Below are 12583 nucleotides of genomic sequence, written 5' to 3' on the forward strand. Positions count from 1 at the left end.
GTCCTACCGTCCTACATTTAATTCGACTTCATCATAGAAGGCGTAAACCCGAAGTGGTTTCTTTGCGCCAAACGCTTCAAGCCTTAAGCAAAAATAAAAACCACTAAACGACCAACACCCATATACTTTACATACACTTACGTTTTTTTAATGACTTACTCGACATTTCATAAGGCGTAATATTTCTTAAATAATGTCTTTGCCAATGCTAATCGCCTAGGCCTTTAAATCGCATTAGCCAACGGCAAAGTAGCGTAAATCGTTACGTAAATAAGTTGTGGTGGTACATTCTAAGAAGAGTTTTGCAAGGGTTGCGCCAAACTGGCTATGTGTGCGAAAAAATGTCAAAAAGGTGAGCGCTTGGCACGAAAAAAACGCTGGGTAGCAAATTCATCCATCATTGCTTGCTCTGCTTTTGCTTCTTTTTTCTGCTGAGCTAGCTTTTTTTTATCAAGCAGCAAGGTCACCGCTTTCACTTTTTGCTGTTGTTTAAGCCACATTTGCTTACGCTGGTCTGCCGCCATTTGCGCGCGAGCAATCACCTGCATCTGTTGTTCACACGCTTTATCTAATTTTCCCACAAAGGATAGATGCTGCTGATAGTAGGTAGCCGTCACACCCGATTGCCCGGTTTGCTGAATACCTTTTATATAGTCGATGCGATACTGCTCAAGGCTGGTTAGTTTTTGCTTTTGCTGATTAACATTCTGCTGAGCCTGCTGGTAATACCGCGCTTCTCGCTGTTCTTTTTCTTGCTCAAACTCAGCTAAACGTTCTAGTTGTTTAGACATTTGTCGATACCTTGATAAAGGATTCTGGCTTCATGTTCACAAGTAACCATGCACGCTCTACTAAAAAACACATCACCCCTGCCCTAACCCTTTAGCCAGGGCTGCCATGCCTTCTAAGCTATCATCATAAGGAATGACTTGCTTCATGCCTTGTTGCAATAATGCATTGATCGCAGGCTCTGCACGAATCGCTAAATCTATACGCGGGTCTGAGCCCTTGGCATACGCACCAATAGAAATGAGGTCTTGGTTTTGTTTGTAATTTGAGTAAACCTGGCGAATGCGACGCGCCATAAGCTGGTGCTCTTCACTCACCACCATTGGCATAACACGACTTATTGACGCTTCGATATCTATAGCCGGGTAATGGCCGCTATCGGCTAAAGTGCGCGATAGTACAACGTGGCCATCTAAAATGGCGCGCGCCGCATCAGCAATGGGGTCTTGCAAATCATCACCTTCGGTTAATACGGTATAAAAAGCCGTTATCGAACCCTGTCGCTCGCTGCCGTTACCGGCACGCTCGACTAATGCAGGTAGGCGAGCAAACACCGACGGTGGGTAGCCTTTAGTAGCAGGCGGCTCGCCAACGGCAAGGGCAATTTCACGCTGCGCCATCGCGTAGCGCGTAAGGGAATCTATCAGAAGAAGAACTTTCATCCCCTTGTCGCGAAAATATTCAGCAATGGTAACCGCTGTTTCGCAGCCTTTAAGGCGCATCAACGGGGAGGTGTCTGCAGGGGCAGCGACAACAACGGCGCGCTGACGCTCTTCTTCGGTGAGTATGTCGTGTATAAACTCTTTCACTTCCCGCCCTCGCTCACCGACGAGCCCGACCACCACCACATCGGCTTCGCAACCGCGGGTCATCATGCCAAGCAGTACACTTTTACCCACGCCACTACCGGCAAACAGCCCCATACGCTGGCCTACGCCTACCGTATTGAGTGCGTTAATGGCGCGCACGCCCACATCCATTGGCGCATTGATAGGACGACGAATAAGCGGGTTCATAGGAGGACGCGTGGTGGGGGCTCTCGCTTCAGCATCAATTTCACCAAGTCCATCGAGTGGCTGTCCGTTTCCGTCTACCACGCGGCCTAAAAGGCCCATTCCAACAGGCAAACCACTTTGACGGTTTAATGGCATAACGCGGCTACCGGGCACTATCCCTCGCACCGCTTCTGTCGGCATCAAATAGGTAATATCATCACCGAAGCCAACCACTTCTGCTTCTATCTCGCCTTCCACAGTCTGCACTAAACATTGACTACCCACCGGCAGCTGGCAACCTACCGCTTCAAGGGTAAGGCCGATACCGCGAACGAGTTTCCCTGCTGCGACTACAGGTGGCGTTGTGACCTGCTTAGTCAGTGATTCAAAGTGACTATGCCACGGGCTAGTCATCGGATAGCCCTTGGTTTAGCAAAAATTTTTCAATAACATCACGGCAACGGCGCTCAATCGACACATCAACGGCATTGTGCACCGTGGTAATATCACACCCGCCCCTTTCCATGGCGGGAGCCTCCACCAAATTCCAGCCTTTTTTGGACATTTCTTCGTCACCAAAGTGCGCATTAACCAATGCAATATCGTCAGGGTGCATATGAATTTGGTATTCGGTTTGATTAATAGGAAGGGCTTTTATGCCTTCACTTAGCGCTTGCAGAATAACCTGTTGGTTAGTGCTTACCTCTACCTTAATAACTGACTTTGCAAGCGTAACCGCAAGTTTAACCAGTTGGTCGCGAGTTTCATCATTGGCTTGTGAGAGTGGATCGTGAAGTTTGTCCGCAAGCATTTGCCACACTTCTGCCTGGGTAGCCATTTGCTGACGGCCTTCATCTAAGCCTTGTTCAAGCCCTTGGGCATGGCCCTGTTCTTGGCCTTCACTAAGCCCTGTTTCAAGCCCCTCTGCTTTGCCCTCTTCAAACCCTTTTTCCTTGCCTTCTAGATACCCTTCGTCATAGGCTGCCTGTCGTATAGCTTCAATTTCTTCGGCAGTGGGTGGAAGTATTTCCTCTTCCACTTCAGGAGGCTCGTACTTCCAATCAGAACGTTTATTTAAGGCGTTAGTTGGCTCATCTTTCCTAGGCGCGGTCGCGTCGTCTACGAAGGGTAAATCCCACTTCTTCGCTTCACTTATTTCGTGTTCACTGAAACTTTTATTACCGGTCATATATTTACCTAGGCTTTATTGGTCATAGCGTTGAAAGACATTCCTATGAAAGGCTTACAGGAACTCTTCACCACCACCGCCACCGAGCATGATTTCACCTGAGTCAGAAAGTCGACGAGCAACGGACAGTATTTCTTTTTGCGCGGTTTCCACTTCACTGATACGCACAGGACCAAGGGCTTCAAGATCATCGCCGAGCATTTCAGCAGCGCGTTTTGACATGTTGCGCATAATTTTATCTTTAAGCTCTTCGTCAGCCCCTTTAATGGCCTTAAGTAGCGCATCTTGCTGAACTTCGCGCAATATTGCCTGAATACCTTTGTCGTCCACATCGACCAAGTTGTCGAACACGAACATAAGATCTTGAATTTGCTGACTCATTTCTTCGTCTTGCTCGCGAATAGCGTCCATCAGCTGACCTTCTATTGCGGTATCTAGATAGTTCATGATGTTCGCTGCAGACTTCAGGCCGCCCATTTTGGCTGCTTGCGTACCCGCTTGACCAGCAAACTGTTTCTCCATAATTTCGTTTAGCTCTTGAAGCGCAGCAGGCTGTACTTCTTCTAAATTCGCAATACGCATTAACAAATCAAGTCGAACTTTTTCAGGGAACTGCGCCAAGATTTCGGCACTTTGCTCTGGCTCTAAATACGACATGACAATGGTTTGAATCTGCGGGTGTTCGTTTCGAATAATGCTGGCAACTTGTTTAGAGTCCATCCACTTCAGTGAGTCCAGACCCTTCGCGCCACTGCCCATTAAGATTTGGTCGATGAGATTAGCCGCTTTATCTTCACCTAGCGCAGCAGTAAGCGCCCGTTTAACAAAGTCTTGGCTTTGGAAACCGATAGTACTGTAGTTTTGTATTTCTTCAATGAAATGCTTGTGAACTGACGTAATTTTGGTTTGCGTCATGTCGTCTACTTTCGCCATTTCAGAGCCTAGCTTTTGCACTTGCTTAGGCTCTAGGTGCTTCAATATCTGCGCTGCATCTTCTTCAGACAAGCTAAGTAGCAAGATAGCAGCTTTCTCAACACCTTCTAATTTACTGACGTCGTATGACGGCTCTTCAACGTTGGTAAGTTCTTCAGCCATAATCTTATCTCACTACTCGTCTTGCATTAACCAGCCCTTCACAACTTGGGCTGACAATTCAGGTTCATTGGCGACCAGTGCTCGCACGGCCTTTAATACATCTTCATCTTTATGCAGGTCTGGCAACATTAATGAGCCGTCTGGTGCAAAACCAACCTGACCTTCGTCGAAGTCTGACGTAAGCATGCTAATGGTGTCGTCACCTAAATCAAGGCCTTCATCTGCATCAAACTCATCGGCCTCATTAGTCTCATCTGGGTTGATAAGACGGCGCAGCATAGGTCGAATCACAAAAATGATAAGCACGATTATAACCAAGCCACCAATAACTAACTTAAGAATTGGCAGAAAACCGGGTTGCTCCCACAGTGGTGCGTCTTCAATCTCGCCGGTATCCATTCGCGTGAAGGGTACACTTACCACTTCTAACGAGTCGCCTCGGGTCACGTCAAAACCAATACCGCCTTGTAGAAGTCTTCGAATATTTAAGATTTCTTCTTGTTTACGCGGTGTAGGAGTCATTGCCCCGTCTTCGCCTGCTATCTGAGTATAGTCAACCGCTACAGAGACGCTAAGCCTTCTTATAACGCCCGTTTGCTTTTTAGTATGGCTAATGGTGGTATCAAGTTCGTAGTTGCGCGTTGACTCTTTTGCCGTGCGTCCAGGCATAGTTTGTTGACTACCGCCCACGGCGTTTTCTGGGATATTAGAATCCAGCGGAGGTTGATTTGATAATGCGCCAGGAATACCGCCAACACCGCCTCCTACGCTGTTTTCCTCTACAATCATCTCGCTTCGAACAGCCGGAAGGTCTGGGTTGTAGCTACGCTGGGTTTGTTCAATCGCAGTGAAATCCATCGCAACATCGGCTTGCGCCGTGTAGTTCCCAATACCCAGTACGGGTATTAATATAGCATCAATTTTTTCTAAGTACTCTTGCTCGCGCTGGCGCTCAATTTCGTATTCTTTTCTAGCTCGAGCGCTCATCGAGCCTTGTGAGCCGGAATTTAGCAAGCGGCCGTTGCTGTCGGTCACCGTCACCTTAGACGGCTCCATGTTTTGAACCGCTGATGCCACGATATCAACAACAGCATCAACTTCTTCACCGGCGATTACTGCGCCACGCTTTGCGGTTAGCACCACAGTGGCTGACGCTTTTTTCTCTCTGCGTGCAAACACGTTTTCTTTGGGCATGGCGAGCAATACCCGCGCTTTTTGAATACTCGCGATATCTTCAATTGTCGCGGCGATTTGCTGCTCTCGGGCATGTTTAAGGCGCTCCATCTCTACCCGCTGGCTCACCCCAAAGCCCATGTCCTGCATGATAATGTCTGTGCCCGCATCAGAGCTATTGGTTAATCCCTGACGGGTCATACCTAACCGAATATTTTGGAACTCATCGCTTCTCACATAAACCGTATTGCCTTCAAGCTTATATTCGATTTGATTCGCATCCATGTAATCAAGCGTCTCTATAAGCTCTTGAGTTTCCATTTTCGCGAGTGGACGATAATCAGGCTCTTGTGACCAAATCAGAATAAAAATAGCGATAGCCACACAAATAACGAGGACGACAACGAGCGCCATTTGACGCATCATGTCAGCGCTGCCTAAGGTGTCCATAAAGCCAGATTTATTCTCTGGCTCGTTGTCCACCGCTTGATTTTGGTCAGGAACCGTTAGGTTTGTACCTGTTGCTTCAGCCATAACCTACTCCACCTACACCGGCATGTTCATTATTGTTTTATAGGCTTCAAGTACTTTATTTCGTACCTGAACAGTTGCCTCAAAGGCAATGCCCGATTTTTCTTTAGTTAACATAACCTGCGCCAAACTTAGACTAGGGTCACCCATCTCAAAGCGTTGCTGCACATCTTTTGACTCTAGCTGCATACTATTCACGCCATCAACCGCATTTTTTAGCATGGTCGAGAAGTCACTTGCAGAGGTATTGATCTCATTAAGCGATTGCTGTTGAGGTTCATTAACTTGAAGACGAGTTTGCCCGATCATATTTTGCATTTCTTGATACAAACTGTTGGCTTTAACGTCCATAACCACTCCTAGTGTTTCTTCATTTACCGGCAATGCGGCGGCGAATAGCGAATATATAAGAGTGATTTAGCAAAGGGCTTGCCAACTTTAAAAAGCCATTAATTTCATAAACTTAACAATGACTTTTGGCGTACAGCCAATTTAATGACGTTGTACCACTTAGGAGCAACAAAAAACCGCCGCCTTTTTAGTAGTAAAGGCGACGGGTAAGTTTGAGGGGAAGCAAGGGGTGACGTTGTTTAACGTTATGCAGGTACTTCGATGCCGTCTTCACGCATTCGAGCAAGTTTATAACGCAACGTACGAGGGCTAATACCCAGCTTTTCAGCGACATCTTTACGCTTGCCGTTGCACGACACCAGTGTATCGAGAATAATTTGATGCTCTTGGTAACGCAGCTCTGAGCCTAGTCTGTTTTCGTCAGCCTGCTCTTGTACAGCTTCAACGGGCGCTGAGATATCTTCGTCAATCATGAGGTCACTGGCGTCTATTTCGTTATTTTCACAAAGGATAAGCGCGCGTTGTACCACGTTTTCTAATTCGCGCACATTACCCGGCCAGCCGTACTGCGACAACTTGTTACGGGCAGCAGCACTCAGCCTTATTGAACCTAACCCTTGTGAACTGGCGTGGCGCTGCACAAGGTGTTCAGCAAGAGGAACAATATCGCCGGGGCGTTCACTTAAGGGTCGCCATTCAATTGGAAACACATTTAAGCGGTAATATAAGTCTTCTCTGAACTCACCTGCATCTACCGCTTTCTTCAAATCTCTATTACTTGTAGCGATAACGCGCACGTTTAACTTAACCGTTTTGCGACCGCCAAGCCTTTCCACCTCACGCTCTTGCAGTACGCGAAGTAGTTTCGCCTGTAACGCTAGATCCATCTCGGTAATTTCATCGAGTAAAAGCGTACCGTCTTGGGCTTGTTCAAACTTACCCGGGCAAGCCTGAATAGCGCCGGTAAACGCCCCTTTTTCATAACCAAATAGCGTCGCTTCCAACATATTTTCTGGAATGGCAGCACAGTTGATGGCCACAAAAGGCGCATCGCTGCGCGGTGACTGGTCGTGAATATAGCGGGATAACACTTCTTTACCTGAACCGCTAGGCCCCATCACCATTACCGTCGCTTCAGACTTCGCCACTTTTCGAGAGAGTTCAAGCAGCTTCAAGCTAGAGGGGTCGGCGACGATTGGCGTGCGAGATTCGATTTTTTGTGCTGGTGCGTAGCGCCCTACAAGGTTTAGCAGTACTTCTGGTGCGAATGGCTTAGATAAATAATCAGTCGCACCGTCGCGCATTGCCTGCACCGCATCGTTAATAGTGGCGTAAGCGGTCATTAACAATACTGGCATATTCGGATATTTTGCTTTAATACTCTTAAGAAGCGTAAGGCCGCTCATTTCACCCATTTGGATATCGCTAACAACCAAGTCTATCGCTTGCATTGATAACATCATTAGCGCTTGTTCAGCACAGTCGGCTTCAACCACGTTGTAGTTGCCGAGTAAAAGCGTGTCTAAGAGTGCTTCGCGCAACCCCGCGTCATCTTCAACAATTAAGATAGTAGTTTTAGACATGATCCTCTCCTATGGCTTACGCAACATGGGTCAATGTAGGTGATGATTGAGTACTCGCTTTGCATGGCAAAGTAACGCTAAAGCAAGCGCCGCCTTCAGGTGTATTAAATACACTAAGGGTACCATTGTGCGCATTGACGACCGACTTAACCACCGCCAAACCAAGGCCGGTGCCGTTGTTTTTTGTGGTGAAAAATGGCTCAAATATTTTGTGTTTGAGGCCTTCAGGTACGCCTGGGCCTTTATCAGTTACAGCGATATTTAGACGATTTCCAGAGACCGAAGCGTCAACAGCCACAAGTTCACCATTTGGTGTTACTTGGCTGGCGTTGTGAATAAGGTTTAATAGCGCACCTTGAAGTGCAGTAAGGTTGCCGGTTATCGACACCTCTTGTTCAAAGCCAGAAAACCCCAATGTTTGACGCGCTTGCACTGTCATCGTTTGGGCGCTGCCTTCTACTGAAGTAAGAAGCTCGCTTAAAGTAATATTGCTTACCACCTGCTCTTCACCCGATTTTGCAAAAAGCAGCATATCGTTAACCTGACTCTCTAGCTCTTTTAATCTGTCGGTGAGTTTATTAGCGAACTGCTCCTGCGCCTCTTGCCCTAACCCCTTACGGGTAAGGTTCGATGCGTATAGCATGGCAGCAGAAAGGGGCGTGCGAATTTGATGCGCAAGCGATGCAACCATTTTCCCAAGAGAAGATAGGCGCTGCATATGACTCACTCTGGCCTGTAGCTGCCGTGTTTCCGTCAAATCAGTGATAACGATTAATTGGCCTGGTTCATTTTCCAACGGCGTGATAGATAGCTTTACGCGGCGCCCGTCCACCAATGAAACCTCATGGCCGTCATCAGCGCGAGGCTTGAAAGAGCGCGTAATAATACGTCGCCACACTTCTTCTTCTAAAGGCTCACCGAGCAGGGCTTTAGCCTGTTCATTTGCTTGACGAACAATGCCTTTTCCATCAATAACGATAACGCCTGCTGGCATGACTTGGAGTAAATGCTCTAAGCGACTCGCCTGCAACCGCAATGATTCAACATCGTCGTTGCACGAGGCGCGGTGGTCATCACGAGACATTGCTGTGTCAGCACCATGTAGTGCGTAGGCCGATGCTAAATACTCAGTAGAATGTGGTGTGCTGTCAAAAGCCATATTACCCTCGTCAAATTGCAGACGCTGTTAACTATGACTGTGATAAAGCAGAAGATGTGCCAATTTATCATTGGCTTATTTATCAACCATTTAAGAGTGATTACAAATGAAAAGTGCAACGTCAATTTGCTGACATTACGCCTCTTCAGTGCGCTGAATATCGTACTTTCGCATTTTTTCAACAAGTGTGGTTCTGCGCATACCCAGCTTGTCGGCGGCACGTGCAACCACCCATTCTTGGTTGTCTAGAGCTTGTCGAATTAGATTTACTTCCAGCTCAGAAAGGTATTCTTTTAGGTTTACCCCTTCCTCTGGCAAGGAAGAAGACACCATATTTAAGCTATCACTGCTTGGGTGCTGCGTATCCTCTTCAGGCTCTTGGGCCGCCGCTTCCGCAAACAACTCGTTGAAGGCTTCGCGCTCTAATATTTCTTCAGGATAGTCAGGCTCATAGGCTTGCACATCACCATACTGATACTTTTCAGGTAAGTCTGCGATATCCACAATTTGACCTGGGTAAAGAATAGTCAGTCGTTCAACCAAGTTTGAAAGCTCTCGAACGTTACCTGCCCAATCGTGCTCCATCAAAGATGCAATGGCTTGCTCAGTAAAGCGCACGGCCTCTACGCCATCGCCTTGAATACGACTATTCAACTCTTGCAGCAGCAAAGGTATATCGTCCTTTCGCTGACGAAGCGCTGGGCTATCGATAGGAAAGACATTAAGACGGTAGTACAAGTCTTCGCGAAACTTATCTTCGCTGATCATGGTTTCTAAGTTGCGGTGAGTTGCAGCAATGATGCGTACGTTGCATTGAAGGGGCTTGTTTCCCCCTACTCGCTCATAAGTGCGTTCTTGCAGCACACGCAACAGCTTCACCTGCATTTGAAGCGGCATGTCGCCAATCTCGTCGAGAAACAGCGTGCCGCCTTCTGCTAATTCAAAGCGGCCCTTTCGTGCGCTAATAGCGCCAGTAAACGCTCCCTTTTCATGGCCGAAAAGCTCGCTTTCCAGCAGCTCGCCGGGAATAGCACCGCAGTTTACCGGAATAAAGGGACCATCTTTTCGCTCAGATAAAAAATGAACGTTACGTGCCACGACCTCTTTACCGGTACCCGATTCACCAAGTATTAGTACGGTGGCATCGGTTGGGGCTACTTGCTCTACCAAGCGGCGGACAATTTGAATTTGCTCGCTTTTACCGATAAGGCTTCTAAACAATCGCGTTTTGGTGCCCGCAGTGCGAGATAAACTTGGCTTACGGCGAGAATATTCTTGGCAGCGGTGTATTGCTTGCGTTAACACGGGGTAAGTTAACGGTGTTGCTATCACACTCACTAAATTACAACCTGCCGTTGCTTGGCTGTTATTTTCAACTAGCGCAACAAACGGTATGTGTGGAAACTTTTCAACCAGATTGCTTACAATCGGTGACGACGCATGTTCAATAAGAACGGCGTCAGCCCCACTATCTTGTAAATACCGTTCGCAACTAGCAAAGCCGCGTGATTGACACGACTCTCCCATGAAGGTAACGATAGTTTCCAAGTTTTGAATGAGTTCCTGGTTGTCACTAACCAGCAAAATGTTCTTCATCAATTCCCCGAGAACGCTTTGTTATTATTTACAGTTTAGCGTATTTCTAAATTGTAACGGCAAAAGATCGGAGCGCAACCGCTGTTTTGGGAAATGTACCAATAAAAAAAGCAGGTTACCCTGCTTCTTTCGATTAATATCGCCAAATATTAGCGAGAAATTGGTTAGCTCAGTAAAGACAAAACCTGCCCTTCTTGCTGATTGGCTTGCGCCTGTACGGTGAGCGCGGCTTGACCTAATACATCGTTAGATGCTTGCTGAGAGACAGCTTGTGCAAAATCCAAATCTTGAATACGGCTTCTGGCTTCAGCGGTATTAACGTTAGCTTGCGTAAGAGTACGTGCCGCGCTTTCAAAACGGTTTTGCGTTGCGCCTAAATCACCGCGGGCGCTCCCTATAGTTTCAATTGCGGCGTCTGCTGCTTCAAGCGCCTCATTCACACTTGTACCCGCCGTAATATCAATAGAAAGTAGGCCGCCCAACTGGGATGCGATATCTTGTGTATTGATACTGATTGACTGATTTGCATTTGCGCCTGACTGGAAATCTAGCGAACCATTTTCTGACAGCAATGGTTTACCTGCAAAGTTGGTTTGCTCGATAGTTTGAGAGATATTTTCTTGCAGTTGCGTTATTTCAGATTGGATAGCGCGGCGATCGCCACTACTTAATACGCCATTTCCAGACTGAAGTGTAAGTTCGCGAATGCGATTGACGTCGTCATTGATGCTACCTAATCCACCTTCAGCAACCTGCGCCACTGAAATTCCGTCATATACGTTGTTCAATGACTGGCGGTTACCTTCAACTTCAGACGTTAAACGGTCGATAATTTGTTGGGCTGCAGCGCCATCTAAGGCACTATTTACCTTTTTTCCAGACGCCAGCTTCTCGAACAGGTTGTTCTGTTTTTGCTCGACTAGGCTAATGTTGTTTGAGGTCATATTGTTGTTTATTTGCATGTAAACTACCCTCTGATGTTTATTTTGAGTTTAGCACACTCTTGATAAAAATTGACTGAACCATGGTATGAAAATTTATATACTCAAGTAAAAAATGTTAGACCACATATTAGTTTTTCTATGAACTTACAAGAGAAAGCTAAGTTTCAATTCCATAGCAAAGATTTCAACCCTGTAAGTCTTGTTTGGAGCTAAACTGGTACCCTTTATCTCTAAATCTTTTTCAGCAAGGGTGTGTCTATAATTTTTGATACAAAAACCTTAAACATAAGCTTATTATTTCATAAAAAGTTGGTCATGTGGAAATAGGATAATTGAGAATATAATGAATATAGCTGTTATACCGGCTCGAGGAGGAAGTAGACGTATTCCTCGAAAAAACATAAGAAATTTTTGTGGCAAGCCTATGATAGCTCACGCCATAGACAATGCACTCAGAAGTAAGCATATCCAACGAGTAGTTGTTTCAACCGATGACGAAGAGATTGCTACTATTGCAATTGAGTATGGTGCAGATGTGCCTTTTATGCGTCCTGCAGCGTTGGCAGATGACTATACTGGGACGGCCCCCGTTGTCCGTCATGCCATCTCCATGTTACTACAAGATGGGTGGACACTCGATAAATGCGCCTGTATATACGCAACCTCGCCCCTTTTATCTTCACAACTCATTGATACTTGTATTGAAAAATTGAAAGAATCTGACGATTTGAAATATGTATTCACTGCCGCTCGGTTTTCATTTCCTATACAAAGAGCATTAATGCAGACCGATGGGGGTGGTGTTATTCCCTTTGACAACGACGCAATTTCAAAACGTTCGCAAGACCTCGAAACTACTTATCATGATGCGGGTCAACTCTACTGCAGCCACTACAGCGAATGGCTCAATGAAAAATCACGTGTTTTCAGTGAGAAATCTAGAATGGTGGTACTGCCGCAGCATTTGGTGCAAGATATAGATACAGAAGCTGACTGGCAAAGAGCGGAATTGCTGTATAAAATACTTGAGAAAGAGTCAACGAAGTAACTAAACTTCACACCTTTTTTCATTAATATTTTAAAGGGGCCGTCGATAACATACTTATGTTGCGTTAGAGAAGTCTTACAGTTTTTACCCAACTAAGACGGCTACGAGTTACTTACCCAATTAGCCCGAA

General features: G+C 46.4%; 11 protein-coding genes. 1 reads left to right on the plus strand and 10 read right to left on the minus strand.

Annotated elements, in window-relative coordinates; translation table 11 throughout:
• Positions 1-344: 344 nt before the first annotated feature.
• The 10 genes from fliJ to ACTRWF_RS05845 form a co-directional block, all read right to left on the minus strand.
• Positions 345-791 carry a flagellar export protein FliJ gene (gene fliJ / locus ACTRWF_RS05800; RefSeq protein ID WP_462835232.1) on the minus strand — a complete coding sequence of 149 codons (447 nt, stop codon included), beginning with the start codon at positions 789-791 and terminating at the stop codon, positions 345-347.
• Positions 792-863: 72 nt separating this feature from the next.
• Positions 864-2198, minus strand: a complete 1335-nt coding sequence (gene fliI / locus ACTRWF_RS05805) for a flagellar protein export ATPase FliI (RefSeq protein ID WP_462835233.1) — start codon at positions 2196-2198, stop codon at positions 864-866.
• Positions 2191-2973 (minus strand): flagellar assembly protein FliH, encoded by a 783-nt coding sequence (gene fliH / locus ACTRWF_RS05810; protein ID WP_015066481.1) that lies wholly within the window; start codon positions 2971-2973, stop codon positions 2191-2193. Before fliH ends, fliI begins: the two co-directional genes overlap by 8 nt.
• A 54-nt stretch (positions 2974-3027) precedes the next feature.
• Positions 3028-4068, minus strand: a complete 1041-nt coding sequence (gene fliG, locus ACTRWF_RS05815) for a flagellar motor switch protein FliG (protein ID WP_015066480.1) — start codon at positions 4066-4068, stop codon at positions 3028-3030.
• A 12-nt stretch (positions 4069-4080) separates the two neighbouring features.
• Complete coding sequence (gene fliF / locus ACTRWF_RS05820) at positions 4081-5775, minus strand: flagellar basal-body MS-ring/collar protein FliF (RefSeq protein ID WP_462835234.1); 1695 nt, start codon at positions 5773-5775, stop codon at positions 4081-4083.
• A gap of 12 nt (positions 5776-5787) precedes the next feature.
• Positions 5788-6123 carry a flagellar hook-basal body complex protein FliE gene (gene fliE / locus ACTRWF_RS05825; RefSeq protein ID WP_015066478.1) on the minus strand — a complete coding sequence of 112 codons (336 nt, stop codon included), beginning with the start codon at positions 6121-6123 and terminating at the stop codon, positions 5788-5790.
• Between the two features lie 245 nt (positions 6124-6368).
• Positions 6369-7706: a sigma-54-dependent transcriptional regulator gene (locus tag ACTRWF_RS05830; RefSeq protein ID WP_015066477.1), complete on the minus strand. Its 1338-nt coding sequence runs from the start codon at positions 7704-7706 to the stop codon at positions 6369-6371.
• A gap of 16 nt (positions 7707-7722) precedes the next feature.
• Positions 7723-8865, minus strand: a complete 1143-nt coding sequence (locus tag ACTRWF_RS05835) for a sensor histidine kinase (protein WP_015066476.1) — start codon at positions 8863-8865, stop codon at positions 7723-7725.
• Between the two features lie 135 nt (positions 8866-9000).
• Entirely contained in the window at positions 9001-10461 is a 1461-nt protein-coding gene (locus tag ACTRWF_RS05840; protein ID WP_015066475.1) for a sigma-54 dependent transcriptional regulator, read from the minus strand.
• 164 nt (positions 10462-10625) lie between these two features.
• Positions 10626-11423 carry a flagellin N-terminal helical domain-containing protein gene (locus ACTRWF_RS05845; protein WP_015066474.1) on the minus strand — a complete coding sequence of 266 codons (798 nt, stop codon included), beginning with the start codon at positions 11421-11423 and terminating at the stop codon, positions 10626-10628.
• Between the two features lie 325 nt (positions 11424-11748).
• Here ACTRWF_RS05845 and pseF point away from each other — a divergent pair, with 325 nt between their 5' ends.
• Positions 11749-12453 (plus strand): pseudaminic acid cytidylyltransferase, encoded by a 705-nt coding sequence (gene pseF / locus ACTRWF_RS05850; protein WP_041702600.1) that lies wholly within the window; start codon positions 11749-11751, stop codon positions 12451-12453.
• Positions 12454-12583 lie beyond the last annotated feature (130 nt).

The sequence above is a fragment of the Alteromonas sp. G5_S2_22_S1 genome (genome assembly GCF_054968525.1).